The organism is Rhodothermales bacterium (assembly GCA_041391505.1).
In the GTDB taxonomy this organism is placed as follows: domain Bacteria; phylum Bacteroidota; class Rhodothermia; order Rhodothermales; family JAHQVL01; genus JAWKNW01.
Genome location: JAWKNW010000011.1, coordinates 146,900 through 173,694, shown reverse-complemented (window position 1 = coordinate 173,694; position 26,795 = coordinate 146,900). Strand labels below are relative to the sequence as shown.

At 65.4% G+C, this 26,795-nt stretch carries 18 protein-coding genes; 11 read left to right on the top strand and 7 right to left on the bottom strand.

Annotated elements, in window-relative coordinates; genetic code table 11:
* From R2834_12720 to R2834_12695, 6 genes are all read left to right on the top strand, one after another.
* On the top strand, positions 1–1,018 hold a 1,018-nt coding region (locus tag R2834_12720), incomplete at its 5' end, for a HAMP domain-containing sensor histidine kinase (GenBank protein MEZ4701192.1).
* A 136-nt stretch (positions 1,019–1,154) separates the two neighbouring features.
* On the top strand, positions 1,155–1,775 hold the full coding sequence (locus R2834_12715; protein ID MEZ4701191.1) for a TetR/AcrR family transcriptional regulator: 621 nt from the start codon (positions 1,155–1,157) through the stop codon (positions 1,773–1,775).
* An 85-nt stretch (positions 1,776–1,860) separates the two neighbouring features.
* Positions 1,861–3,756 (top strand): long-chain fatty acid--CoA ligase, encoded by a 1,896-nt coding sequence (locus tag R2834_12710; protein MEZ4701190.1) that lies wholly within the window; start codon positions 1,861–1,863, stop codon positions 3,754–3,756.
* 59 nt (positions 3,757–3,815) lie between these two features.
* Entirely contained in the window at positions 3,816–6,230 is a 2,415-nt protein-coding gene (locus tag R2834_12705) for a 3-hydroxyacyl-CoA dehydrogenase NAD-binding domain-containing protein (protein ID MEZ4701189.1), read from the top strand.
* 151 nt (positions 6,231–6,381) lie between these two features.
* Positions 6,382–7,563, top strand: a complete 1,182-nt coding sequence (locus R2834_12700; GenBank protein ID MEZ4701188.1) for an acetyl-CoA C-acyltransferase — start codon at positions 6,382–6,384, stop codon at positions 7,561–7,563.
* A 125-nt stretch (positions 7,564–7,688) separates the two neighbouring features.
* Positions 7,689–10,142: an acyl-CoA dehydrogenase gene (locus R2834_12695; protein ID MEZ4701187.1), complete on the top strand. Its 2,454-nt coding sequence runs from the start codon at positions 7,689–7,691 to the stop codon at positions 10,140–10,142.
* 37 nt (positions 10,143–10,179) lie between these two features.
* Here R2834_12695 and R2834_12690 read toward each other — a convergent pair whose 3' ends face one another.
* Entirely contained in the window at positions 10,180–12,447 is a 2,268-nt protein-coding gene (locus R2834_12690) for a TonB-dependent receptor (protein ID MEZ4701186.1), read from the bottom strand.
* A gap of 672 nt (positions 12,448–13,119) precedes the next feature.
* Between R2834_12690 and R2834_12685 the strand changes: the two genes are divergently transcribed.
* From R2834_12685 to R2834_12675, 3 genes are all read left to right on the top strand, one after another.
* Positions 13,120–13,848, top strand: coding sequence for a hypothetical protein (locus R2834_12685; protein ID MEZ4701185.1), 729 nt, complete (start codon positions 13,120–13,122; stop codon positions 13,846–13,848).
* Positions 13,849–14,063: 215 nt separating this feature from the next.
* Positions 14,064–14,258 carry a general stress protein CsbD gene (locus R2834_12680; protein ID MEZ4701184.1) on the top strand — a complete coding sequence of 65 codons (195 nt, stop codon included), beginning with the start codon at positions 14,064–14,066 and terminating at the stop codon, positions 14,256–14,258.
* A gap of 305 nt (positions 14,259–14,563) precedes the next feature.
* On the top strand, positions 14,564–16,228 hold the full coding sequence (locus R2834_12675) for an acyl-CoA carboxylase subunit beta (protein ID MEZ4701183.1): 1,665 nt from the start codon (positions 14,564–14,566) through the stop codon (positions 16,226–16,228).
* 508 nt (positions 16,229–16,736) lie between these two features.
* Here the strand turns inward: R2834_12675 and R2834_12670 are convergent.
* From R2834_12670 to R2834_12655, 4 genes are all read right to left on the bottom strand, one after another.
* Positions 16,737–17,483, bottom strand: a complete 747-nt coding sequence (locus tag R2834_12670; protein ID MEZ4701182.1) for an MBL fold metallo-hydrolase — start codon at positions 17,481–17,483, stop codon at positions 16,737–16,739.
* A 195-nt stretch (positions 17,484–17,678) separates the two neighbouring features.
* Positions 17,679–18,665: a polyprenyl synthetase family protein gene (locus R2834_12665; GenBank protein ID MEZ4701181.1), complete on the bottom strand. Its 987-nt coding sequence runs from the start codon at positions 18,663–18,665 to the stop codon at positions 17,679–17,681.
* 314 nt (positions 18,666–18,979) lie between these two features.
* A complete protein-coding gene (locus tag R2834_12660) occupies positions 18,980–20,008 on the bottom strand; it encodes an iron ABC transporter permease (protein ID MEZ4701180.1) in 1,029 nt (342 codons plus the stop codon).
* The gene (locus R2834_12655; GenBank protein MEZ4701179.1) at positions 20,005–20,925 is read right to left on the bottom strand and encodes a helical backbone metal receptor; all 921 of its coding nucleotides are present in this window, start codon (positions 20,923–20,925) and stop codon (positions 20,005–20,007) included. The genes R2834_12660 and R2834_12655 overlap by 4 nt, the downstream gene beginning before the upstream one ends.
* Positions 20,926–21,131: 206 nt before the next feature.
* Between R2834_12655 and R2834_12650 the strand changes: the two genes are divergently transcribed.
* Positions 21,132–22,538: a sigma-54 dependent transcriptional regulator gene (locus R2834_12650; protein ID MEZ4701178.1), complete on the top strand. Its 1,407-nt coding sequence runs from the start codon at positions 21,132–21,134 to the stop codon at positions 22,536–22,538.
* Between the two features lie 89 nt (positions 22,539–22,627).
* On the top strand, positions 22,628–23,167 hold the full coding sequence (locus tag R2834_12645; GenBank protein ID MEZ4701177.1) for an SPOR domain-containing protein: 540 nt from the start codon (positions 22,628–22,630) through the stop codon (positions 23,165–23,167).
* Between the two features lie 94 nt (positions 23,168–23,261).
* Here R2834_12645 and R2834_12640 read toward each other — a convergent pair whose 3' ends face one another.
* Positions 23,262–24,095, bottom strand: coding sequence for a 2,3,4,5-tetrahydropyridine-2,6-dicarboxylate N-succinyltransferase (locus R2834_12640; protein ID MEZ4701176.1), 834 nt, complete (start codon positions 24,093–24,095; stop codon positions 23,262–23,264).
* A gap of 266 nt (positions 24,096–24,361) precedes the next feature.
* The gene (locus tag R2834_12635) at positions 24,362–26,785 is read right to left on the bottom strand and encodes an aldehyde dehydrogenase family protein (GenBank protein MEZ4701175.1); all 2,424 of its coding nucleotides are present in this window, start codon (positions 26,783–26,785) and stop codon (positions 24,362–24,364) included.
* Between the last annotated feature and the right edge of the window lie 10 nt (positions 26,786–26,795).

The following is a 26,795-nucleotide window of genomic DNA, read 5'->3' as shown; positions in this document are numbered from 1 at the left end:
TCGCATCACGGTGCGGCCGCCCTGGTATCGTACCGGATGGGCCTACGCGCTCTGGATCCGGGCGGGCGGCGTTATGCTGGCTGGAGGGGTGCGCTTCGGCGTCCACTTGCAGACACGCCGTCTGGCTGCGCGAAACCGCATGCTGGGCCGGCTGGTCGACGAACAAACCGCCGAAATTAACGCCCAGAAGCGATCGCTCGAGGAGGTTGTTGTATCGCTCGAAGCCGCGTATGAGGAGGTTCAGACGGTCAACGAAAACCTCCTGAACACCAACCATGCGCTGGAAGAGCGTACCGATCAACTCCATCAGGCGCTGGAAGCCAACAAGGAGATTCTGGGGATCACGGCGCATGACCTCAAAAACCCCCTCGGGGGAATCATTGGCCTGGCGGAGATGATCCTGGAAGACGCGAGGGCGGACGCCAGCCTGGCGTACGAATCGGTGGAGGACAATCTTCCCCTGTTGAAAGATGAGGCAGAACGGGTGCTCCAGATCATCAAGGATCTGCTGGACAGGCATCGCGAGGGCGAGGAATTGCAACTTCGAAAAGCCCGGGTCGACCTGGGGGGCATCATAACATCGGTGGTTCGATGGAACACGAAGCAGGCCGTCGACAAGGGCATTTCACTCCATGCCGATATCGAGGAGCCCATCCTCGTCGAAGTAGACGAAGTCTCGATCCAGCGCGTGCTGGACAACTACGTATCCAACGCTATAAAATACAGTCCCCCCCAGCGCAACGTCTGGATTGAGATCGCCCGTGGCGCGGCGTCGGATACCCCTCCGGTCATCCGGGTCTCGGTGCGGGATGAGGGTCCCGGCCTCACGGAGGAGGACAAGCAGAAGGTCTTCGGCAAGATGCAGCGACTCAGTGCGAAACCGACGCGCGGCGAGCATTCTACGGGTCTGGGGCTGTACATCGTCAAGCAACTGGTGGAGGCGCACGGGGGACGCGTCGGGGTGGAAAGCGAGCCCGGGAAGGGGGCGACGTTCTGGTTCAGCCTGCCGGCGGGATGAAGCGGCCCGGTGGATGGGCGCATTTCAGCAGGGCCCCGGATTTTTTCGCGCTGGCCGAGCGATGAACGGGTCATGTCCGGGAACGGTTGGATGTCCGTGCCGTTGATTTTTAGGGTTAACACTGTTAATCTGACGCATGGACGAGAGACGAACCGATAAGGCCCATTTCCGGCGGTCCATCCTGGACGCCGCGCGCGTATTGCTCCACCGGGGAGGATACGCCGGGCTGTCCATGCGCAATATCGCGCGTTCCATCGGGTACAGCGCCACCAGCATCTACCTGTACTTCGAGAACAAGGAAGCCCTGTTTAATGCGCTGATCGACGAGGGCATGGCGTTGCTCTACGAGGATCTCGGCGCGGCATGGCAGGCTGCCGCCGGCGACGTGGACGCGCAGTTCCAGGAGCTTTGCGCGCGGTACATCCGGTTCGGACTGCGCTGGCCGGAATATTACGAGATCATGTTTCTGCTCCACCCCGAGCGCAACGCGCGGTTTCCGAAAGACATGTACCGGCGGGCGCGGCGAAATCTGGATTTTATGGTCGACGTGCTCCGCGAGGGGAGGCGTCAGGGGGTGTTTCAGGTGGATGATATCCGCGTGGCGGCGAGCGCGATATGGGCGTCGCTGCACGGGGCCGTGTCGCTGCTGCTGGCGCAGCGGGTCGATGTCGGCATCCCGCACGAGGCGTTTATCGATTCGATCGTCCACCAGCAGGTTCGGGCGGTGAGGGTTCCGTCTCCCGTGACCACGGTGTAACGTTTGTATCTGTACCGGTAGCGCTTCCAGGGTAAGGCCGACGCACGGCCGGGGAAGCCACGACAACCAACCCGCGAGGGCGATTATGAACGAAACAGCCGACAAGCTCAAGCCTGCCCGCACGACCCGGCGCCGGGTGGCGGAAACGCAAGGGCCGCTTCTGGGGAAAACGCTGCCCGATCTGCTCTACGATGCCTGCGCCCGGTACGAGAACCCGAACCTGTATGCGCGTCGGACCGCCGGGACGTGGGAGACGCTTTCGCTCGATGCGTTCCGGATCGAGGTGGAGGAGGTCGCGATGGGATTGCTCGACTATGGCATCGAGCGTGGCGATCGGGTGGCGATGTACATGGAGAGCGATACGCTGTTTTGCGTGGCCGACATGGGGTGCCTGCTCGCCGGCCTCATCGACGTGCCGATCTACCTCTCCCAGGCGCCGGCGACCAACGCGTACATCCTTCGGCACTCGGGCGCCGTGGCCCTCTTCGTCACCAGCATGCCTCTCCTCGAGGAGCTGAATGCCCTCCTGGCCGAAACGGACACCCTCAAGACCATCGTCGTCGCCGAACCGCCCGAGCCGAAAGCGATGACGCTCATGCCCGAGGGCGTCCAGTGGGTCACGATGGACCGGCTCCGCAAACGCGGGCGCGAGCGGATCGACGCCGCGCCGGATGCGATCGCCCGGCTTCGGTCGCGCATCCAGCCCGGGGATCTGGCCACCATCGTCTACACCAGCGGCACCACCGGCGAGCCCAAGGGCGTCATGCTGTCGCACGAAAATATCTCGTGCAACGGCGTCACGGCGGTGAGCGAACTGGGTGATTTTGAACCCGGAGCCGGAGGCGAAATCAGCCTGTCCTTCCTGCCGCTGTCGCATATCTTCGCCCGTACGCTGTATTACGGCGTGCTCTATTTCGGCGTCACGACGTATTTCTCGAACCCGGACCGGCTGTCGGACGACCTGGTCGAGGTACGGCCTACGCTCTTCATCACGGTGCCCCGGCTGCTGGAGAAGATCTACGCCCGCATCCTGGAGAAGGCCACGACCCTGCAGGGGTTGAAGAAAAAACTCCTCAACTGGTCGCTCGAACTCGCCGGCGCCTATTCGCTCGACGATCCGCCGGCGGGGACGTACCGTTTTCAGCTCAAGCTGGCGGATGCGCTCGTGTTCAAAAAATGGCGCGCCGGCCTGGGCGGCCGCATCAAATACATCATCTCGGGCGGGGCGGCCCTGAACGCCGACCTCGCCAACCTCTTCGCCGCGGCCGACGTGAAGGTCCTCCAGGGCTACGGTCTGACGGAGACCAGCCCCGTCATCGCCTTTAACCGCCCGACCCGCAACCGCGCCGGCACGGTAGGCGAACTCCTCCCCGGCGTCGAGGTGAAGATCGCCGAGGACGGCGAAATCATCACCCGGGGCCCGCACGTGATGCAGGGCTATTACAAAAACCCGGACAAGACGCGCGAAGTCATCGACGCCGAGGGCTGGTTTCATACCGGCGATATCGGTGAGATGTCGCCGGACGGATACCTCCGCATCACCGACCGAAAGAAGGACCTGTTCAAGCTGTCGACCGGCAAATATGTGATGCCGCAGCCGCTGGAGAACAAGCTGCTCGCGCACCCGCTCGTCGAGCAAGCCGTCGTCGTCGGCGCCGGCTATAAATACTGCGCGGCGCTTATCTTCGTTAACCAGGAGACCCTCAAGGTCTTCGCCGCCTCGCGAGGCCTCGATCCGAAGATGCCTGTGGAGCGCCTCGTCGAGGAGCCGCAGGTCCTCGACCGGTATCAACAAATGGTCGATGCCGCAAACGAGGACATGGACCACTGGTCGACCATCAAGCGGTTCAAGCTCGTGGCGGATCACCTGTCGATCGAAAACGGCATGCTGACCCCGACGCTGAAAGTCAAACGCGCCCGCCTCCGTGAGGCGTATGCGGATCAGATCAAGGCGTTGTATCCGGCGGACGAGGGGGAATAAAAAGGGGGCGCTGGATACAGAAAGCTCGATACTGGATACTTTGAACGAACTGAGGACGTATGGAAACGCTGACACATAGATCCCCCCAATCCACCCGGACCGGCGCTCGGGCCGGCGTGCTCCCGTTTCGCCGCGTCGCGGTGCTGGGAGCCGGCACGATGGGGGCGCAGATCGCCCTGCACATCGCCAATGCCGGCCTGCCGGTGGACCTGCTCGACATCGCCCCGAAGGAAGGGGGCGACCGCAACGCGGTGGTCGAGAAACTCTTTAAACAGGCCGTCAAACTCAACCCGTCGCCGCTGTTCACCGACGCCGTCGTGAACCGGGTGCGGCTCGGCAACTTCGACGACCACTTCGACCGGATCGCCGCGGCCGACTGGGTCATCGAGGTCGTGGTCGAGCGGATGGACATCAAGCGCGACCTGCACGCCCGCATCGAGGCGGCCGCCGGCCCGGACGCGGTGATCTCCACCAACACGAGCGGTCTGCCGATCCATGCCATCGCCGAAGGGCGCTCCGTCGGGTTCAAGCGCCGATTCCTGGGCACCCATTTCTTCAATCCGCCGCGCTATCTCCATCTCCTCGAAATCATCCCGACGCCGGATACCGAGCCGGCGATCGTCGAGCGGGTGTCCGAGTTCGGCCGCGTGCACCTCGGCAAGGGCATTGTCGTCGCCAAGGATACCCCCAACTTCATCGGCAACCGGATCGGCATCTTCGGGATGATGAAGGCGATCCACGCCTTCGCGGACGGACGGTACACCATCGAGGAAATCGACACGCTGACGGGCACGCTCACCGGCCGGCCCCGCTCTGCCACCTTCCGCACGGCCGACGTGGTCGGTCTCGATACGCTCCGCCACGTAGCCGTGAACCTGTTCGACGGCGTGCCGGACGACGAGAGCCGGGAGACGTTCGCGGTGCCGGCGGTGCTGAACCAGCTCGTCGAAAACGGCGCGCTCGGCGCGAAAACCGGCGCCGGCTTTTATAAAAAAGAAGGCAAGGAAATCAAGTCGATCGACCTCGCCGAAGCCGGCTACACCGCCGCAAAGCCGCTCGACCTGGGCGACATCGCCGCCATCGAGAAGGCCGGCGACCTGGCGGCCCGGCTACGGGCCCTGTACGCCGATACGGGCCGGGCCGGGGCGTTTTTCCGGGAGTCGATGCACGAGCTGATCGGCTACAGCGCCCGCCGCATCCCCGAGATCGCGGACAGTCCGGCCGACATCGACCGGGCGATGGAGTGGGGTTTCGGGTGGGAGATGGGGCCGTTTGCGTCGTGGGACGCCCTCGGCTTCGAGACGGTGCTGGCCGGCTTGCGGGAGGCCGGGGTGACGTTGCCGGCCTGGGTGCCGGCCATGGAGGCGTCGGGCAGCCGGGCGTTTTACCGGGGCAGCGGCGCCGCACGGGAAGTCTACGTTCCGGGCGAAGGCTACGTGAGCGACACGACGCCGGCGGACGAGATCGATCTCGCCGCCATCAAGCAGCGGCCGGCGGCCACGCTGTGGACGAACAAGGAGGCGGGCCTCATCGACATCGGGGACGGCGTCGCGCTCTACGAGTTCAGATCCAAGGCCAATGCGCTCGGCTTCGAGGTGATGCAGGGGTTGATGGATGTCATCGACAAGGTCGAGAACGATCGGGATCTGCGCGGCCTCGTGGTCGCCAACGCCGGCAAGAACTTCGCCGTGGGCGCCAACCTGGCCGAACTCGCCGCAGCCGTGATGGGCCGGCAGTTCGACGTCGTCGATCAGGCCATCGACCGCTTCCAGCAGGCCGTGCTGCGCATCCGCTACGCCCGCAAGCCGGTTGTCGTCGCCACGCACCAGCGCGTGCTGGGCGGTGGCTGCGAACTGGCGATGGCGTCGCCGAATCCCGTGGCCGCGGCGGAGACCTACATGGGGCTCGTCGAGCTGGGCGTCGGGCTCATCCCCGCCGGCACGGGCACGACCCATCTGGCGGCGCTGGCCTCCGAGCGGTCGGCCGGCGGCTTCCCGAGCCAGATCCAGGCGCACATCCAGCGGTTTTTTGAGAACGTCGCGATGGCGAAGGTCTCATCCAGCGCGCGCCAGGCCCAGGAACTCGGCTACCTGCCGCCTCACGCGATCGTCGTCATGAACGACGCCCGCCGCTTCCACGCGGCGAAGCATACCGTCATCCAGCTTTCGGAAGCCGGCTATCTCCCGCCGCCCGAGCGCACGCAGATCCAGGTGCTGGGCCGGCCAGGCAAGGCCGCGCTCGAAGTCGCCGCCCGGCAGTTCGAGGCCGGCAAGTTCATCAGCGCGTACGACCGCCATCTCGCCGTCGAACTCGCCCACGTGCTCACGGGCGGCGACCTCAGCGGGCCGGCGTTTGTGCACGAACGGTATCTGATCGAGCTGGAACGGGAGGTCTTCCTCCGCCTGCTCGGCGAAAAGAAAACCCAGGACCGGATCGAGGCCATCCTCAAAACCGGAAAACCCTTGAGGAATTGACCCCGCAGGGGTCATCCTGAGAAGCGAAGCGACGAAGGATCTCCCTGGCTATAACGCGAGGGTCATCCTGAGAAGCGAAGCGACGAAGGATCTCCCTGGCTAAAACGCGAGGGTCAACCGGGATGACGACACAAGTTTATGGAGAGTGATCATGCAAACGCACGAAGCATACATATTGAGTTCGATCCGCACGGCGGTCGGGAAGGCCAACCGCGGCGCGCTGGTGAACGTCCGGCCCGAGGCGCTCGGCGGGTTTATCGTCTCCGAAGCCATCGGGCGGGTCAAGGGGCTTGAAAAAGAGCGCATCGAGGACGTCCTGATGGGGTGCGCGATGCCCGAGGGGCCGCAGGGCCTCAACATGGGGCGCATCATCGCGCAGATCGCCGGCCTGCCGGACGAGGTGCCCGGCGCCACGATCAACCGGTTCTGCTCGTCGGGCCTTCAGACCATCGTGATGGCGTCGCAGGCCATCATGGCCGGCCACAACGACCTCGTCGTCGCCGGCGGGGCCGAGTCGATGAGCCAGGTGCCGATGAGCGGCTTCTACTTCTCGCCGGACCCGGCGACGGTGGATGCCGACCCCGACGTCTACATCGCCATGGGGCAGACGGCGGAGAATGTCGCGGAACGCTACCAGGTGAGCCGGGAGGATCAGGACCGGTTCGCGCTCCAGTCGCACCAGCGCGCGCTCGCCGCCATCGAGGCCGGGCGCTTCGCGGACGAGATCGCGGCCTACCCGGTCCACGACGTGGTTTACGCCGATGGCGCCACGAAGACGCTGGCGTTCGACTTCCAGGTCGATGAAGGGCCGCGCCGCGAGACGTCGCTGGAGGCGCTGGCGAAACTCAAGCCGGTCTTTCGCGCCGGCGGCACCGTCACGGCCGGCAACGCCTCCCAGATGTCGGACGGCGCCGCGGCCGCCGTCGTCGCCAGCGGCGAGGCGACGCGCGCGCTCGGCGCGGAGCCCATCGCCCGCCTCGCCGGTTACGCCGTGGCCGGCGTGGCGCCCGACGTGATGGGGATCGGACCCGTGCCGGCGATCGCGAAGGTGCTGCGGCAGACGGGGCTTTCGGTCAAGGATATCGGGCTCGTCGAACTCAACGAGGCCTTCGCGGCCCAGGCGCTGGCCGTCATCCGCGAGGTCGGGTTCGACGAAGCCATCGTCAATGTCAACGGCGGCGCCATCGCGCTCGGTCACCCGCTCGGGTGCACCGGGGCGAAGCTCACGGCGACGCTGCTCCACGAGATGAAACGCCGCGGCGTGCGCTACGGCATCTGCACGATGTGCATCGGCGGCGGCATGGGCGCCGCGGCCGTGTTCGAACGGTTGTAACCGCGCGAAGCCGCGCGGACGCGACGTTTTCGTGAGGACGCCCGGGTGGCGCCCACACGGAGACGGCATTTGAAACCTGTTCGGGGGCGACGTTGCGCGACCCTGCAACAAAAAAACCTGCTGCCATGGATCTGCCCTTCTTTCACTTCTTCGCTCAACTGCCCGGATGGCTCGTAGCGCTCAGCATCCTGGCGGTGTTTGTCGTCCTGGGTTATACCGGGGCCTCGCTCCCGATATGGACCATCGCCGGCGTGGCGGCGCTCTACGGGTTCGGCGCGCCGGCGTGGTTGTGGATCGCGTTTGCGGTGCTCGCGGTGGTGTTCAACCTGCCGCCGCTCCGCCGCGCCCTCTTCAGCGGCCCCGTCATGCGGCTGCTGAACGCGCTCAAGTTTCTGCCGACGATCTCGGAGACGGAGCAGGTGGCCATCGAAGCCGGCAACGTGTGGGTGGAAGGCGAGCTGTTTTCGGGCAAACCGGATTTTAACCGGATCATGGCCGAGGCCTACCCGGACCTCACGGCCGAGGAACAGGCCGTGCTCGACGGCCCCATCGAGGAGCTCTGCGCCGTGACGCACGACTGGGACGTCTTCCAGCAAAAAGACCTGCCCGACGCCGCCTGGGAGATCATCCGGCGCGAGCGGCTGTTCGGGATGATCATTCCGAGGGAATACGGCGGCCTTGGCTTCTCGCCGCTGGCGAACAGCGCCGTCGTCCAGAAGCTCTCCTCGCGGTGCGGTCCGCTCGCGACCACGGTCATGGTGCCCAACTCGCTGGGGCCGGCCGAGCTGCTGATTCACTACGGCACCCAGGCGCAGCGCGACCACTATCTGCCACGCCTCGCCACGGGGGAGGAAATTCCCGCCTTCGCGCTTACCGAGCCGGGCGCGGGGTCCGACGCCGGCGCCATCGCCTCGAGCGGCGTGGTGTTCCGTGGGGACGACGGGCAGCTGTATCTCCGCCTCAACTGGAAGAAACGCTACATCACCCTGGCGGCGATCTCGACGGTGCTCGGCCTGGCCTTCAAGCTGCGCGACCCGGAAAACCTGCTCGGCAAGGGCGAGAACCCGGGCATCACCTGCGCCCTGATCCCGACCCAGACGCCCGGCGTGGAGCTGGGCCGGCGGCATAATCCGCTCGGGGTGCCGTTTTATAACTGCCCGACCGAGGGCCACGACGTCGTGCTCCCCGTCGACGCCATCATCGGCGGCGCGGAGGGCGCCGGCCAGGGATGGCGGATGCTCATGGAGTCGCTCGCGGCCGGACGCGGCATTTCGCTGCCGGCCTCGGCTGCCGGCGGCAGCAAGCTGGTATACCGCGTCGCCTCGGCGCACGCCAAGGTGCGCAAGCAGTTCGGCCTGCCCATCGGGCTGTTCGAGGGGATCGAGGAGCCGCTCGCCCGGATCGGCGGCTTCAACTATGTCATGGAGGCGGCGCGCCGCTACACGTGCGGAGCGCTCGACAAGGGCGTCGCGCCGGCGGTGGTGACGGCGATGGCGAAATACAACTTCACCGAGCTGCAGCGCAAGATCATCAACGACGGGATGGATATCCTGGGCGGCAACGCCATCTCGTGGGGCCCCCGCAACCTCCTGGCCACGGCGTATATGAATACGCCGATCGGCATCACGGTCGAAGGCGCCAACATCCTGACGCGGACGCTGATGATCTTCGGTCAGGGCGCCATCCGCTGCCATCCCTATGTCTATGCCGAAACGCAGAGCCTGATGAACCGGGACGCCGCCGGCTTCGACCGGGCGTTTACCAGCCACGTCGGGCACACCATCCGCAATACGGCGCGCGCGATCGTCCTCTCCCTCACGCGGGGGATCTTCGCCGCCTCGCCGGCCGGCGGCGTCGCCCGCCGCTACTGGCAGAAACTGGCCTGGGCCTCGGCGTCGTTCGCGCTGCTGGCGGACATCGCGCTGATCACCCTGGGCGGCAACCTGAAGCGCAAGGAGAAAATCACGGGTCGGTTTGCGGATATCTTCTCCTGGCTCTACCTCTCCGCCGCGACGCTCCGGCGGTTCGAGGCGGAAGGGCGCCGTGAGGAAGACGAACCGTTCCTTCGCTGGGCGATGCAGCACGCCTTCGGCGAGATGCAGCACGCGTTCGACGGGCTGTTCAAGAACTACGAGGTGCCGCTCATCGGATGGCTCTTCCGCGGTCCGGTCGCCTTCTGGTCGCGGCTCAACCCGCTCGGAAACGGACCCCGCGACGCCGTCGGCCACGCGGTGGCGCGGGCCATGCAGGCGCCCGGCGAACAGCGCGACCGGCACACGGCCGGCATCTATATCCCCACCGACGTGGAGGAGGCGCTGGGCCGGCTGGACCATGCCCTCAAGCTGGTCTACGAAGGCGACCACGTGGCGCGCACGATCAGCAAAGCCGTCGGCGCCCGCAAACTGCCCAAGGCGCGGCCGGAACAGCTCGTTCAGGATGCGCTGGCGGCCGGCATCATCTCCGCCGACGAGGCCGAGGTGCTGAAACGCGCCGAGGAAGCCCGCGAAGACGCGATCCAGGTGGATTCGTTCACCCTCGAGGAATACATGCAGGGCGCCGTGACGCCGGAGCGGGTTTAGACGCCTGCCGAGCCACCGGCCCTGTGTCCTGCGCGCCCTAGCGCGTCAGGTTCCACTGAAGGCCGAACGCCGGCATGATGGGGAGCCACGTCTGCGGCTCGGGGATGAGGAGCACCGAGTCGTCCTCCTGGTTGATGGGGAGGTAGTTGAAGAGGCGGATGTTCTTCCGGTTGTAGGCGTTGCGCACCTCGATGTACGCCTCGAGCGTCGACTGGCGGAGGCTGAAGTCGCGCTGGATGCGCACGTCCAGCCGGTGGTAGGCCGGCAGGACCTCCTCGTTCAGCGGCCCGAAGTGTTTCCGGTAGAAGCTTTCGCCACCGGGCGGGCGGACCAGCTCGACATCGATCGCCGTGTAGCGCCACCCGGTGTGATATTGCCAGGTCAGGTTGATCCCCATCCGCGCGCCGAGGCGGAAGCTGGCGTCGGCGAAGAACGTGTGGCGCTGGTCGAAGCGCTTGGCGACGCGGCGTCCATCCACGCGGTCCTCGGCGCGGGACAACGCGTACGAAAGCCAGCCGTTGAAGCGGCTCCCGAATTTTTTATCCAGCAGGATTTCGATGCCCTCGGCGGATCCTGAAGACGGCGTCAACTCGATCCGGTCGTCGCCGATTTCCGGGAAGAGGTTGGTCGCGTCGCCGATCAGGCTGACGAAACGCGGACGGAGGTTCGTTTTGCGTTTCTGGTAGACGTCGACGCGCAGCGAAGCGCTTTCGCCCAGGACGCGGCTCAGTCCCAGCACTCTGTGCTCGGCCCGCTCGGCCGGGTAAAACCGCGCGTTCGGGTCGGGCAGCATCAGTTCATGCAGCCCCTGGGTCTGGTGGAAATACCCCCAGCCGGCGAGGAGGGTGGTTTGCGCGTCGAGCTGGAAGCCGGCGTTCAGGCGCGGGCTGAGGTGGCGGTCGTGGCTCCACGTCGCGGCGTCGTACCGAAGGCCGGCTTCCGCGATGAGCCGCTCGCCCAGGCGCTGGCGAAAACTGCCGTAGCCGCCGGCGCTCGTTCCGCCCCGGCGCTGGGTGAGCCGGGTTTCGAGGTAGGCGGGGCCGGCCTGCAGGGATGCGGCCTCCTCGATAAAATCCGCGCTCGAGTACCGATAAAACGCGTCGTGATTGCGGAGGACAACGCCCCATTTGAGCTGGCTTCGGTCCCCCAGCTCAAGCTGCCAGTCCTGCTTCAGCGCGTAGGTCATGAACGAGCGATGGTCGTACACGCGGTACGAGGCGCGCCCGTCGCTGACGCGGGTATCGACGCCCCGCCGCAGGTGGGCGACATGGCTCAGCGACAGGACGGTTTCCGAATACAATCGGCTGGACCATACGCTGCGCAGCTGGCTCCAGACGTAACCGTTGCCGTAGCTCGTCCGCGCCCGATCGTCGGGTTCGTCTTCCTCGGCGAACTGCAGGTCGTCGCGCGAGCCCAGCGCCTGCAGGGAGACAGTGTGCCGCCGGCCGAGCCGATGGGTGATCCGGGCGAAACCGTCGTAATACCGCGGGGCGTAGTTCTGGCTCTGGCTGGTGAGCTGGAGGAGCAGATCCATATAGCCGCGCCGTCCGAGCACGAGCCAGCTGCCGGCGCCCTGGTTGAACGTGCCCTGTGACTTGACGCGTGCGTTCATCAGGCTGATGCCGACGGACGTCTCGATCCGCTCGGGATCCGGTTCGATCGAGGTCAGGGCGAATACGCCGCTGAGCCGGTTTCCGTATTCCGCCGTAAACGCGCCCGTCATGAGGTCGACGCCGCCGATGGCCTCCACATCCACGATGCTCAACGCGCCGCCGCCGATGTCCTTCAGATGAAAGGGATCCTGCAGTTCGAGGCCATCGAGCGTGACCAGCACCTCGTCGTGTTCGCCGCCGCGTACCGTAAAACGCGCGGAGTAGTCGCTTCCGGATAAACCCGGCATGCGCTGGACGGCCCGATAGATATCGTCGCTGAGGTTGGGCATCCGGTTCAGCTCGTCGCTGGAGAGCGAGCGGAGCGAGCCGGCCGCCGCGCGCTGCATGGAAAAGCGGCCGGGGGTGACGACGATTTCGCTCAGGGAGAGCGAGGCATCGGCCAGCGAGAAGAAGAGGCTCGTGCCGGCCTGGGCGGCCTGGACCTCCACGCCGGCCTGCCGGGTCTCGAAACCGAGCATGCCCGCCTCGGCCGTGTAAAAGCCCGGAGCGATGCCCGCGATGCTGAAGCGGCCCAGCGAATCGGTCGCCGCGCCGAACGAGGTGGTGAGCAGCCGGACATGCGCGCCGGCGAGCGGAAGCCCGGTGGCCGCCTCGACCACCTGGCCTTCGAGGCGCACCGTACGTTCCGGCACGGGGCGGGATGCCGCCGTGCCGCGAGAAGCAGATTGCCCGTACGCGTTCGCCGCGAACAGGCATACCAGCAGTGCCCGGCATGCCACTGGTCGAATCGAGCCCATCAAGGGGAAAACACGGTAAGTCAGACGCATACACACGGCCGGGGGGCCCTGGTTAGCGCGTATCGTCTGTGGTGGGTAAGGGGTAGGTGGGTGGGAAAAGCCGCGCGTCCCGGTGAATTCACGGGCTGTGGGAAGTCGGCGTTTCGCGTGCTCAATTAGCTCATTTTCGCCAACAAATTCAAGTATTTACGTGCATATAAGCAAAGCTGCAACCACGCCGGCCGGCCATGCGCCTGAGGCTACGGCAGCCCGGTCCGGATGGCTCCCCGGGCATTCGCGAATGACCCCGGGGCGGGGTATCCAGCTTTACCTTGCATCCCTGGAACCGAACGGATATTGTTGAACTTCGTGTTAAGGAGACGGGGTACTCAAATAAAGAGACCGCTTCCGTTGACGATAGCTTTAATAACAGACCTTGCGCACCATGGCGCTCCGATCATCCGCTGCCGGTTTACCGGGATGCAGGATCACCGGTGAACGACCGGTCGCTCCGGGGGAAATCCTGCAGCTTGTCCTGCATCCCTGGATCGCTTCGATGACGGGCGTGACGATCCATGAGGTACCACGATGGCTGAATTGCGTCTCGATCACTTTATTGGCGCCCTTCGGGATATGGAGAGCGCGCAGTATCGCATCCTCGACTCGCTCCGGGAAACCCGGGCGGCCTTTCGGAGCAACATCATCTATCCGCATCTCGGCTCGCTCGTCCAGCTTTATGGCGCGCTCCGGCAGATCGCCGGCGGGATGGACGATGTCCACAAGGGCCGGCCGAAACGCATCCGGGAGATCGACCTCCAGAATCAGCAGCTCATGTACGACATCCCCTCGCTCGAAGACGAGAAGTTCGAACTCGTCCGCGAACTCATCGACTGGGCGCTGCCCCACGTCCAGGAGGCGATCGAGGAGGGGAAGACGATTTTTGAATTCGTGGAGGACCAGCTGCACCTCGGCGAAGTGGGCATCGTGCCTTCCTATGTGGAGGAGGGCTACCTGCTCGTGCCCAACCGGCAGCAGGACGAGCTCTACATCCTCCAGTACACCATCTCGCTCTTTACGGATGTCAACGAGCGCTACCGCAGCCTCAAGACGTCGCACGTAAAGACCATCCCGCACCGATCCGTCTTCCGCTCGCCGCACAGCATCAAGCTGGAGCTGATGGAAGAAAATCGCAGCCTCCCCAACCCCGCGACGTTCCTGTGCAACGTCGACCTCGATCTACCCTTCGAGCAAACCCTGCTCCCTGTCGCCAAACGCAAACTCATGCGGCGGCTGTTCACGCAGGGAGGGATGGCGTGAGGGAAGCAAAACGAAACTGCAGCCTGTCGCGAATGCCCGTGACTTCAGCAACACGGGAAGCCCCGAATTTGCGATGTACGATGTGCCTTTAGCGAGGCCACAGATTCTCCCTTCAATCTTAACACGGCGGAGAACTTGTTTTGAAACAAGGCCGAACCGGGTCCGGTTTGTAAAAGAACACGTTTCGAAGTCCAATCAGTTTACGGTGAAAGCTTATGGCGACCAGCAACATGAACGACAACTGGACCTTTGTAAAGTCGCAAATCGAGCTGATCTGGCGAAATGCTGAATTCGACGACACGGAGCTGAAACGCGCCCGCGGCAACCTTCGCAAGATGGTGGACCTGATCCACGAGAAGACGGGAGAGTCTCCGATGGAGATCCGTCAGAAGATGAGCGCCATTTTCTAGTCGCGCTCTGGTTATCGATCGTTTTTGAGGCGCGATGGGGGGTGAACACCGGGTTGAGGGCCATACGTCCTCGCCCAGGATAGCACTGCATCGCGCACGCGGCGGCACCGGTTCTGCACCGGCGCCCTGGAATTGAGCCGGCCCCGAAAAGGCCGGCTTCTTTTTTGCGAACGGGTCGGCGGCACGAGCGTACAAGCGACGCTCCGCCCAGCGCCCGTCGTTTGCGGGCAAAATCTGCCATCCAACGGTCCCGGCCGGCTGTCCCGGAAGTCCGGCCATCGACCCGATCCGTCAATCCCCGAATTATGTCGACCCTCTCTCTAGGAAGACTTGCTCCGGTAACCTCCAAGCCGTTTCAGGACCGCCGGGCCCGGTATGAAACGCTCCTGGCCGAGCTGTTCGAGCGCGCCGACGAAGTGAAGCCGGGCGGCGGGGCACAACGCATCGCGCGCGAGCACGAACGGGGCAAGCTCACGGCCCGCGAACGCATCGCGGCGCTGCTGGACGACGAGAACGATTTCATGGAGATCGGTCTCTTCGCCGGCTACGGCATGTACGAGGAGGAGGGGGGATGCCCGTCCGCCGGCACCGTGATGGGGCTCGGCAAGGTGAGCGGGAAACTCTGCCTCGTGGTGGCCAACGACGCCACGGTGAAGGCCGGCGCCTGGTTTCCGATCACGGCGAAGAAGAACCTCCGCGCCCAGGAGATCGCGCTCGAAAACCACGTCCCGATCATCTACCTGGTCGACTCCGCCGGCGTCTATCTGCCCATGCAGGCCGAGATCTTCCCCGACAAGGAGCACTTCGGACGCATCTTCCGCAACAACGCCATCCTGTCGAGCCGCGGCATCCCGCAGGTCGCGGCGATCATGGGGAGCTGCGTCGCCGGCGGCGCGTACCTGCCCATCATGAGCGACGAAGCCCTGATCGTCGACGGCACCGGGTCGGTCTTTCTCGCCGGCCCCTTCCTCGTCAACGCGGCCATCGGGGAAGTCGTCGACGCCGAGACGCTCGGCGGGGCGACGACGACGTCGGAGATTTCGGGCGTGACGGACTACAAGGTGCCGGACGACGAGACGGCGCTCCGCACGATCCGTGAGCTGGTGAGCCACATGAACCTGAAGCCGCGCGCCGGCTTCCTGCGCGACGAACCGGTGGAGCCGGCGTATCCCGCCGAGGAGATCTACGGCATCATCCCCGAGGCCTCCAACCAGCCGTACGACATGCAGGAGGTCGTGGCCCGGATCATCGACAAGGACTCGTGGACGCCCTACAAAGACGCCTATGGCCGCACGCTGCTCACCGGCTATGCCCGGATCGACGGCTGGAGCGTGGGCATCGTGGCGAATCAGCGGCTCGTCGTGAAAAACAGCCAGGGGGAGATGCAGGTCGGCGGCGTCATCTATTCCGACGCGGCGGACAAGGCGGCGCGGTTCATCATGAACTGCAACCAGAAACGCGTCCCGATCGTGTTCTTCCAGGACGTGACCGGCTTTATGGTCGGCACGCGCGCCGAACACGGCGGCATCATCAAGGACGGCGCCAAGATGGTCAACGCCGTGGCCAATTCGGTCGTCCCGAAGTTCACCGTGATCGTGGGGAATTCGTACGGCGCCGGCAACTACGCCATGTGCGGCCGCGCGTACGATCCGCGGCTGATCTGCGCCTGGCCCACCGCCAAGATAGCCGTTATGGGTGGCAAACAGGCCGCGAAGACGCTGCTCCAGATCGAGGTGTCGAAACTCGAGCGGCAGGGGAAGACGCTGACGCTGGAAGAACAGGCCGCGATGCTGGAGGAGATCGAGGAGATGTACCGCGAGCAGATGACTCCATATTACGCCGCCGCCCGTCTCTGGGTGGATGAGGTCATCGACCCCGCCGTCACCCGCCAGTGGATCAGCCGCGGGATCGACATGGCCGACCACAACGCCGAGATCCCGCCGTTTAATCCGGGGGTTTTGCAAACGTAATCGGCGAGAGGCCGATTACGTGGTCATTTGCTCGCTTCGCGAGCGGTCATTGGTCATAAGCGGCCTTCGGCCGCGGTCATTGGTCGTTTGCTCGCTTCGCGCGCGGTCATTGGTCATACGCGGCCTTCGGCCGCGGTCATTGGTCATTTGCTTGCTTCGCGCGCGGTCATTGGTCATTTGCTCGCTTTGCGAGCGGTCATTGGTCATATGCGGCCTTCGGCCGGGGTCATTGGTTATTTGCTTGCTTCGCGCGCGGTCATTGGTCATTTGCGGTCATTGGTCATTGGTGAGAGTCCCGTAGGTCGGGTTAGCCGTCCTCCAGACGGCGTAACCCGACAGTCCTCCAGCCGGCGTACCTCGAGTCCTCCAGCCGGCGTAACCCGACGGTCCTCCAGCCGGCGAACCCCGACGGTCCTCCAGTCGGCGTAACTCCAGTCGGTGTACCTCGAGTCCTCCAGCCGGCGAACCCCGACCGTCCTCCAGCCGGCGTAACCCGACAGAGGTCTCATCACGTCGACGTCCCCAGTTCTATCGCCTCCAGCTCTTGACCTACGCGTGTCTTCGCAAACACGGCCCGCGCCGGCTGCAGCTTCTCCTCCGTCAATCCCGGCGGGAGATGAACGAGCACCAGATCCTTCGCGCCGGCCCTGCTGGCGATGCGGGCCGCATCCTGCGCCGAGGAGTGATTCGGGAATTCGCCGGTGGCCTCGTGGACGAGCAGGTCGGCATCCCGCGCCAGCTCGACGACCGAATCCGCCGGCTCCGTATCGCACGAGTACGCCAGCACGAAGCCCGTCGACTTCACCTCGATCCGCATCCCGATGGTGGGGACGCTGTGGGTGACGGGGGCCGCGGTAATCCGCCACGAGGCGTCGTCGAGCACGAGATCGTCCACCGGATGCCAGCGCATCTCGGGGAGGCCGATCCAGCGGCTCGTGTCGTACGCGGCGAAGCAGCGGCGCGCCTGGTCGAGCGCCGGCACCGGGCCGTAGATGGGGATGGACGCATGCGTGCCGGCGATGAAGATCTTCTCCATAAACAGCGCAAAGCCGCCGACATGGTCCGGGTGCTCGTGGGTGAGGATGAGGCCGCGGATGGAGGCGATCTCCAGGCCGGCGGCGAGCACGCGCTGGATGACGTCGCCGCCGCAGTCGATCAGGAGCGTGCCGGCGTCGTCGGACAGCGCCAGCATCGTCGTGGTGCGGTGCGCGTCGCTCAGCGAGGCGCCGGTGCCGAGGAGGTGGAGGGTGGGCATAAGGTATGGGGTCGACGATGTGTCCGTATGCCCGTATCCCGTAGGTCGGGTTACGCCGCGTCGGCGGTGTGTCGGGTTACGCCGCCTGTTGCGCGGCTAACCCGACCTACGGGACAAAAATGACCAATGACGGCGGCCGAAGGCCGCTCATGACCGCATGCGAAGCATGCCATGACCGAATAAAACGCGTGCGTTTTATTTCTTCCGCTGCACAATGTAATGCGAAAGCCCCACCAGCGCGGCACGGGCTTCGGAGGCGGGGAATTGAGCGAGCAGCGTGCGCGCCTCGCCGGCGAGCGCCTGCATCCGCTCCTCGGCGTACGCAATCCCGCCCTCGGCGTGGACGAACGAGGCCACGGTCTGGATATCCGACTGGTCTTTCTTTTTCTTCCTGACGATCCGCAGGATCCGCCGGCGCTCCGACGGCGCGGCGGTCCGCAGGGCGACGATCAGCGGCAGCGTCATCTTGCGCTCCTGCAGGTCGATGCCGAGCGGCTTGCCGACGTCCTGCGCGCCGTAGTCGAACAGGTCGTCGCGGATCTGGAACGCGAGGCCGAGGTGTTCGCCGACGGTGTTCATGGCCTCGACCTGCCCGGCATCCGCCGTCGCGCTGAGGGCGCCGCAGGTCGTGCAGGCGGCGATGAGGGACGCCGTTTTATCGGAGATGATGCGGAAATACGTGGCCTCGTCGATGTCGAGCTGGCGCGCCTTCTTGAGCTGCAGCAGCTCGCCCTCGCTCATGCGGCGGACGGCGTCGGAAAGCGCGTGGAGCATGGCGTAGTCGCGGTGCTCCAGGGCCAGCAACAGGCCCCGGCTCAGGAGGAAATCGCCAAAGAGGACGGCGGCCTTGTTTTTCCAGATCGCGTTGATGGAAAGCATCCCGCGCCGGCGGTCGGCCTCGTCCACCACGTCGTCGTGCACGAGCGTCGCCGTGTGCATGAGCTCGACGAGCGCCGCGCCGCGATACGACGCATCCGATACGCCGCCGCAGACCTTCGCGCTGAGCAGCACGAGCAGCGGCCGGATTCGTTTGCCCTTTTGCCGCAAGACGTACCGCGTGACCGTGTTGAGCAGCGCGACATCCGTCTTCATCGACTCCCGGAAATAGGCATCGAACGCCTTCATCTCGGCGTCCACCGGGGCCTGGATGGCCTTGAGCGTACGCGGTACGGGCGTCGACATGGAGGGTGGCTCCATCGGAGAGACGTCTGGGAAGGGCGTGTCCGGCATATCGATCTTTCAAAAAAAATTGAAAGTTTCGGCTATATACATCGGGGCGCAAAAGAAGGTTGCCGCGAGCGGGGTAAAAAACGCCTGGCGCGGGTCGGATGCGGGATGTTGGATGCAAGATGCGAGATGTGGGATGCAAGATGCAGGATGCAGGATGGTGTGCGCTTTTCCACTCCCATAGAAAAAAGCACTCGCATCCCGTATCCCGCATCTTGCATCCTGCATCCCGCATCTAGCATCCGAAACGCTATAGACCAGAGCGGCTCTCACCCAAACTGATAGCCCCGCTTCCGAATCAGCCACAGGAAAAACGGCACGCCGCACAGGGCGGTGACGACTCCGATGGGCAGCTCGACGGGGGCGAAGACGAGGCGGGCCAGGGTGTCGGCCCAGACGAGGAAGATCGCGCCGGTCAGGAAACACGCCGGCACGAGCCGACGGTGCGGCACGCCGACCAGCGAGCGCACGGCGTGGGGGATGATGAGCCCGACGAACCCGATGGCGCCGGCCGCCGCTACCAGGCTGCCGGTGACGAAGGCCGACAGCACGAGGAGCACTTGCTTGAGCCGGCGCACCGGCACGCCGAGGCTCGCGGCGGCTTCGTCGCCCAGGAGCAGCGCGTCGAGCGGGCGCGCGAGCAGCATGAGCGCCGCGGCGCCGATGGCCGCGGAGACCAGCGGCAGGCCGAGGTCGCCCCAGCGCGCGCCGGCGATGGACCCGAGGAGCCAGAACATCACCGTCTTCATCTTCTCCAGCTCGGGTGATGCGAAGGTGGCGAAGGCGCTGACGGCGCCCATCAGGGCAGACATGGCCACGCCGGCGAGCAGGAGCCGGACGACCGACACGTCCCCATCCTCGCGGGCCACGAAATACACCACCGCCATCGTCCCCAGCCCCCCCACGAACGCGGCCAGCGGGAGCGACAGGTGGAGCGAGATCAGCGGGGGCAGGAAGCCCAGATAAAACAGCGAAGCGCCGGCGGAGGCGCCGCTGGACAGACCGAGGATATAGGGCTCGGCAAGCGGGTTGCGCACGAGGGTCTGCATGGCGATGCCGACGACCGCGAGCCCGCCGCCCACCGCGATGGCCAGCAGGGCCCGGGGCATGCGAATCAGCCACACGATGTTCTCCGCCACGGCGTTGCCGGCGGGCGCGGCGTCGAACGTCAGATGCCGCCAGATCACCGCGGCCACGTCGCCGGCGGCGACCCGCGTCGTGCCCAGCGCCAGCGCGGCGATCAGCGTCGCCGCGAGCGCGAGGAGCAGCCCGGCGTAGCGGAGGACGAGGGTCTTCATGGGGTCTCGAACGCCTCCGGATGCAGCTTCATCGCGAGCTGCGTGGCGCCCTCGACCAGCCGGGGGCCCGGTCGGAGGAAAAGGGACGGGGCGAAGCTGTACACGCGTCCGTGTTCGATGGCCGGGGTCAGGCCCCAGCTCGGGTACCGGCGCGCCAGGTCGGCCGCCGTCCGGTCGCCCAGCGTGCCGGCGATCGCGTCGGGCATGGCCGTCAGGACGAACTCTTCGCTGAGCGTCGGCGCGGGCGTATCGATGTTGGCCGTGAGGCTCGTTCCGCCGGCGGCATCGATCAGGTCATGCACGTAGCTGCCCCTGCCGAAGGAAAACAGCGGGTCCTCGCCGATGAGAAACACGACGGAAGGGCGCGAGCCGGCGGCGGCGGTGCGCGCGCGCAGCGCCCGATAGGCCGATTCCAGCCGGCTGGCGGCGGAATCGGCCTCGGCGTGGAGGTCGAGCGCCACGCCGAGGGTGCGCATGACACGGAAGACATCCTCCACGCTCTGGAAGTCGAAATACACGATCGGGATGCCGAGCGAGGCGAACAGGCCGGCGTCGCGGGGATTGTTGACCTGGGTGGCGGCGACGAGCAGATCGGGCTGGAGGGCGGTCAGCGCCTCGAAATCCATCGGATACGAGTTGAAATGCGGCAGGGACGCGACGGCTTCCGGGTAATCGTCCGCGACGCTGACGCCGGCGACGCGCGGTCCGGCCCCGATCGCGTAGAGGATTTCGGTGACGTTGGGAGCGAGCGGGACCACGCGGCGGATGGGGCCGGCCGGGAGGGGCGTTCCGATGTCGTCGGTCAGCCCGGTCGGCGCGTTTTGCGGGCCCGGGGCGTCGCCGCCGCACGCTGCCAGGAGGCCGCCCATCAGGCAGAAAAGGAGCGTGCGGAGCGGGATTCGGAAACGTAGAGGCATGAGGCGGCCGGCTCGAAAAGGGTGCGGAGGTCTTAAAACCCGGGAGCCGGCGTGGCGTTTCGCCGGAGCGGCATTCTGCACCGGCGTAGCGGGCGCCGGGTTAAAACCACGGCGAGACGGTCGATTCCTTTAGGGATCGTCGGACCCGCCGCATCCACCGTGCGGCCGGGCATCGATGACGAGGAATGACAACAGTCGGGCAAAACGTGGCTAAAAAACGCATCTACATCGTCGACGACGAACCGAAGATCGGGGAGCTGTTCGTGAATGTATTGCATCGCGACGGCTTCGAGGCCCTGGCGTTCGTCAGTCCGCAGGCCATGCTCGAGCGCGTAAAAAGCGAGGCGCCCGACGTGATCCTGACGGACCTGGTGATGCCGGAGATGAGCGGGATCGAGGTGATCAACGCGCTGAAGGATCGCGAACCGCCAATTCCCGTCATCATCATGACGGCCCATTCCTCGATCCAGTCGGCCGTCGACGCCATGCGGCTCGGCGCGTTCCATTATCTCCAGAAGCCGGTCAATCTGGAAGAAATGCGCGCGCTCATCGGCAAGGCGCTCGACCTGTATGACGTGCCGGCCGAGGCGGCGGAGAAAAAGAAGCCGCCGGTCCCTCGCAAGGCGCCGCCCGACGATACCCTCATCGGCGAAAGCCCCGCCATCCAGCAGGTGCGCGACGTCGTGCAGACGCTTCGCAACGTCCCGAACACGACGGTGTTGATCCGCGGGGAGACGGGTACGGGTAAGAACCTCGTGGCGCGCGTCATCCACGACACATCGGTCTACAACGCCGGCCGCTTCGTCGAAATCAACTGCGCCGCGCTGCCGGACAACCTCCTCGAAGCCGAGCTGTTCGGGTACGAGCGGGGCGCGTTCACCGACGCGCGGGACGCCAAGCAGGGGCTCCTCGAGGTGGCGGACGGCGGGACGCTGTTTCTCGACGAGATCGATTCGATGAGTCTCGCGCTGCAGGCGAAGCTGCTCTCGTTCCTCGAAAGCCGCAGCTTCCGCCGGCTTGGCGGGGTCGAGGAGATCAAGGTGACGACGCGGCTGATCTGCGCGACGAACGCCCGGCTCGAAGAGCAGATCTCGGCCAAGAAATTCCGGAGCGACCTGTTCTACCGGATCAACGTGGTCAACATCCGGCTTCCCGCGCTGCGCGCGATGGGGCGCGACATGCTCGTCATCGCCCGCCGGCTGCTCGACCAGTTCTGCAAGGATCTCGGCCGGTCCTTCGAGGGGTTCTCGCCGGAGGCCGAGAGCAAGATGCTGGCGCATACCTGGCCGGGCAACGTGCGCGAACTGCGCAACGTGCTCGAACGCGCGGCCATCTTCGGTGCCGGCGCGCGCATCGGCGCATCCGATCTGCTGATCGACCCCGCGCCGGCCGACGCCTTCCACGACGCCGAGGACACGTTCCGTTTCCCGAGTGGCGGACCGCTGGAAGAGCTGGAAAAAGCCTACATCAAACACATCCTCGGTTCGGCCAACGCCAGCTACGCCGAGGTGGCCCGGATCCTCGGCATCTCAAAAAAAACCCTCTGGGAGAAGCGGAAACGCTACGAACTCGACCCGGCTACGGCGGAGGCGGAGGAGGACGTCGAGGGGTGAACCTTTTATGAGGCGTGTCGTTTGTGCGAGAAAACGCGTAGATTCCTCGCGACCCGTTTCTCACCATCCCACGCGCTGTCACCTCCATCATGAGGTCGATTTTACCCGCTCTCGCTTTCGTAGTGCTTTTTCTGGTCGCCGGCTGCTCGGGCGCGCGAGATACGACCACCGTCGCGCCGCCGGAGACCGGGCCGACGATGTCCGAGATTCTCCAGCGGCTCGATGAGTACGAAGACTTCGATGTCTCGCTCTATCCCAACGAGTTGATCGAGACCAACGTCGAACTCGAACACCTGGTGCCGGACGAGCTGATGGAAAACCGGGCCGGCGACGGCGACGGGGCCTCGCGTCGCGGCTACCGGATCCAGCTCGTTTTCGCGCGCGACAAGGAGACGGCCGACAATTCGGTCCAGGAAGTGATCGACTGGTGGCACGAACAGCAGAACCTGCGCCCGAACGACCCCCTCTTCCGCGGCGAACTGCCCGTCCACAACATCTACCAGCAGCCCTACTACCGCGTCCGCATCGGCGACTTCAACAGCCGCGCCGACGCCGAGATGCTCCTCAACCTCGTCATCGAGGACTATCCCCGCGCCTTCATCGTCGTGGATGCCATCGGGCAAGACTGAGGGAAATGGCAAATCGCAAATTGGAAATCGCAAAATGAGGGCCTACAGGTTCGCCTGAGATACCAATTTGTGATTTGCGATTTGCCATTTCCGATCACCTGAGCGCTTGTTCCAGCGTCGTCGATGCGTTCGTTTTTTCGTCGCGGTATTTAACGATGACCGGGGCGTAGAGCGAGATGCCCTGGCTCTTGCCGAAGGCGCTGCCTGAGGCCCGGCTGCCGGGGACGACGACGGCGCCGGCGGGCACTTCGAGCGTTTTCCCTTCCTGCTTCTCGATCACGCGCTCCTGCACCAGGTCGTAGATCCGCGTCGCCCCCGTCAGGATCACGCCCGACGCCAGCACGGCGCGCTCGCGCACGATGCACCCTTCGTAGATCCCGCACCCGCCTCCGACGAACACGTCGTCCTCGACGACCACGGGCATCGCGCCGATGGGCTCCAGGACGCCGCCGATCTGCGCGGCGGCCGAGAGGTGCACGCGCTTGCCGATCTGGGCGCAGCTGCCCACCAGCGCGTGGGAATCCACCATCGTGCCCTCATCCACATACGCCCCCACGTTGATGTACATCGGCGGCATGCACACGACGCCGGGCGCCAGGTAGGCGCCGGTGCGCACCGCCGAGCCGCCCGGGACGATCCGCACGCCGGCGGCGGTCGTCATCGGCTTCAGCGGATAGGTCTCCTTGTCGAAAAACGGAAAGCCGGCGATGGACTGATCCACGATGCCTCCGAGCCGGAAACCCAGCAGGATGCCTTGCTTGACCCACCCGTTTGCGATCCAGGAGCCGTCGGATCGGCGCGTGGCGGCGCGGAGCGTGCCGGCGTTGAGCCCGTCGAGGACTTCCTGGAAGGCGGCGAACGCGAGGGTGCGGTCGAGCTGGTCGGTGGGGAGAGCGGCGTATGCTTCGATTCGAGCCTGGAGGGACATGAGATTAGCGATTAGCGATCAAGGAATGCCGAATGAGGATTATCGGTTAGCGATTAGCGATCAAGGAATGCCGAATGAGGAGTATCGATTAGCGATTAGCGATCAAGGAATGCCGAATGAGGATTATCGGTTAGCGATTAGCGATCAAGGAATGGCGAATAAGGATTAGGGGTTAGCGATCAAGGAATGCAAATTGGCGAGGGAAAGCAGTACGAGCGGGGAAAATAGCCCTCACCAATCGCTAATCCTTGATCGCTAATCGCTAATCAAGTCGGTATCCAGATGTTTTTTACCTGGATGGAGGCGTGCAGGAACGCTTTTCCTTCGCCCTGCGCTCGGGAGGTCCAGTCGATCGGCAGGCCGTGGCTGACCCAGGTTCGCTTCATGTTGTCGGCGGAGCGTTTCTCGACCTGCCGGCTTCCCTCGGCATCCCCGAAGTACCACATGGCGTCGACGTCGTCGTGTTCGACGAGGGTGCGGGCCAGATGGTCGCGGTCGCCGGTGACGATGTTGACCACGCCGCCCGGCACGTCGCTGGTGTCGAGCACCTGGTAAAAATCGGTCGCGGCGAGCGGATGGAGGGGGGAGGGGATGACGACGACGCTGTTGCCCCGCGCGATGGCCGGCGCCACGAGCGAGACAAACGCGAGCAGCGGGCGCTCGTCCGGACACGCGATGCCGATGACGCCGAGGTCGTCGTGATGCGCCACCACGAAACCTTGCAGCGTCGTTTCCTGGACGGTCCCGCCGAATTTGTCGGCCCAGGCGGCGTAGGTGAAGAGCCGCTGGATGCTGAGGTCGACTTCCTTCTTCGCCTCCTTCTCGCCGTAACCGGTCATGGCGCGTAGCGTGCCGGCGAACTCGTCGCGGCGCACGGCCAGGTTTTCGGCGAGATAATAAAGCACCTGGGCGCGGTTGTGCGGCGACCGGTCGGCCCAGCCGCGCGCCTTGTGGGCGGCCTCGACGGCATTGCGGATGTCTTTCCGGTTGCCCTCGCCGACCTGCCCGATGAGCCGGCCGTCCGGGCCGAGCACGGGCCGGCTGTAGTTGCCGTCCGGCCGCGCCTGCTTTCCGCCGATGTAGAGCTTGGCCGTGCGGTCGATCGCCGGCTTCGAGCCGGAACGCGCCAGCGAGGGCCGGCCCGACACCGCTGCACCCCAGCCCTTGTCGCTGGCGTCTGCGCCGTTGGTGTGCGCGGGCGGAGCGGACCGCTTCTGTTTGGCCATCCAGGCAGGGCGCACGTATTCGCGCAGCCCTTCGAGGCCGCCCTCGCGGCCATAGCCGCTCTCCCGATACCCGCCGAATCCGGCGGCGGCGTCGAACAGGTTGGTGCTGTTGACCCACACGCTGCCGGCCTTGATGCGGTGCGCGGTTTCGAGGGCAATAGTGATGTTCTCGGACCAGACGCTGGCCGCCAGGCCGTAGCGGGTGTTGTTCGCCAGCGCGATGGCTTCGGCCGGCGTGCGGAAGGTCATCGCGACGAGCACCGGGCCGAAGATCTCTTCGCGCGCGACCGTCGATGCCGGCGACACGTCGCTGAGCAGGGTGGGGGGATAGAAACAGCCGTTGTCCGGCAGCGCAATATCCGGCTGGAACAGCGTGGCCCCCTCGTCCACGCCCTGCCGCACCCAGCGCTCGATGGTTTCGCGCTGGATGGGGTCGACGACGGCACCGATGTCGATTCCCTTGTCGAGGCTGTCGCCCACCCGGAGGGTCTCCATCCGCCGGCGCAGTTTGTTCAGGAAGGCTTCGGCGACGTTTTCCTGGACGAGCAGGCGCGAGCCGGCGCAGCAGACCTGCCCCTGGTTGAACCAGATCGCATCCACCAGCCCCTCGATCGCCCCGTCCTGGTCGGCGTCGTCGAAGACGACGAAAGGCGATTTGCCGCCCAGTTCCAGCGAGAGCTTCTTGCCCGAGCCGGCCGTGCGGCGGCGGATGATGCGGCCCACCTCGGTGGATCCCGTAAACGCGATCTTGTCGACATCCGGATGGTCGACCAGCGCGGCGCCGGCCTCGTCGCCTCCCGTCACGATGTTCACGACGCCGTCCGGCAGACCGGCTTCGCGGAGGATGTCGGCGAAGACCAGCGCGGTCAGCGGGGTGTACGGCGCCGGCTTCAGGACCACGGTGTTGCCGAGGGCGATCGCCGGCGCCACCTTCCAGGCCAGCATCAGCAGCGGGAAATTCCAGGGGATGACCTGCCCGACGACGCCGAGCGGGACTTCACCGGGGAGCAAGTCGTCCTGCAGCTGGGCGCAGCCGGCGTGGTAATAAAAATGCCGCCCCACGAGCGGGATGTCGATGTCGCGCGACTCGCGGATCGGTTTGCCGTTGTCCATCGACTCGACGACCGCGAGCAGGCGGGCATGTTTCTGGATCTCCCGCGCGATCGCATAGAGCTGTTTCGCGCGCTCGTGTCCGCTGAGCCGGGCCCATCCTTTCTGCGCCTTGCGCGCCGCCTTCACGGCCGCGTCGATGTCGGCCGCCGACGCATCCGCAACGTGCGCGAGCAGGGCGCCCGTCGCGGGATTGCGCACCTCGATGCTCTTTTTCGATGCCGGCTGGACGCTCTTCCCGTTGATGAACAACCCGAACGACCGTCCGTGGTCGTCGAGCCAGGCCGAGGCCACATCGGATGCTTCAGGCGCCGGGCCGTATTCCATGGAGTCGAAGAGTTCAGATATGGTCATCGTCATGATC

Excerpts from the sequence above, each read along its gene's own strand:
- R2834_12715 (MEZ4701191.1), top strand. The coding sequence starts at position 1,155 with ATGGACGAGAGACGAACCGATAAGGCCCATTTCCGGCGGTCCATCCTG.
- R2834_12670 (MEZ4701182.1), bottom strand. The coding sequence starts at position 17,483 with ATGCCCACCCTCCACCTCCTCGGCACCGGCGCCTCGCTGAGCGACGCG.
- R2834_12635 (MEZ4701175.1), bottom strand. The coding sequence starts at position 26,785 with ATGACCATATCTGAACTCTTCGACTCCATGGAATACGGCCCGGCGCCT.
- R2834_12710 (MEZ4701190.1), top strand. The coding sequence starts at position 1,861 with ATGAACGAAACAGCCGACAAGCTCAAGCCTGCCCGCACGACCCGGCGC.
- R2834_12705 (MEZ4701189.1), top strand. The coding sequence starts at position 3,816 with ATGGAAACGCTGACACATAGATCCCCCCAATCCACCCGGACCGGCGCT.
- R2834_12660 (MEZ4701180.1), bottom strand. The coding sequence starts at position 20,008 with ATGAAGACCCTCGTCCTCCGCTACGCCGGGCTGCTCCTCGCGCTCGCG.
- R2834_12680 (MEZ4701184.1), top strand. The coding sequence starts at position 14,064 with ATGGCGACCAGCAACATGAACGACAACTGGACCTTTGTAAAGTCGCAA.
- R2834_12645 (MEZ4701177.1), top strand. The coding sequence starts at position 22,628 with ATGAGGTCGATTTTACCCGCTCTCGCTTTCGTAGTGCTTTTTCTGGTC.
- R2834_12700 (MEZ4701188.1), top strand. The coding sequence starts at position 6,382 with ATGCAAACGCACGAAGCATACATATTGAGTTCGATCCGCACGGCGGTC.
- R2834_12655 (MEZ4701179.1), bottom strand. The coding sequence starts at position 20,925 with ATGCCTCTACGTTTCCGAATCCCGCTCCGCACGCTCCTTTTCTGCCTG.
- R2834_12640 (MEZ4701176.1), bottom strand. The coding sequence starts at position 24,095 with ATGTCCCTCCAGGCTCGAATCGAAGCATACGCCGCTCTCCCCACCGAC.
- R2834_12675 (MEZ4701183.1), top strand. The coding sequence starts at position 14,564 with ATGTCGACCCTCTCTCTAGGAAGACTTGCTCCGGTAACCTCCAAGCCG.
- R2834_12695 (MEZ4701187.1), top strand. The coding sequence starts at position 7,689 with ATGGATCTGCCCTTCTTTCACTTCTTCGCTCAACTGCCCGGATGGCTC.
- R2834_12685 (MEZ4701185.1), top strand. The coding sequence starts at position 13,120 with ATGGCTGAATTGCGTCTCGATCACTTTATTGGCGCCCTTCGGGATATG.
- R2834_12665 (MEZ4701181.1), bottom strand. The coding sequence starts at position 18,665 with ATGTCGACGCCCGTACCGCGTACGCTCAAGGCCATCCAGGCCCCGGTG.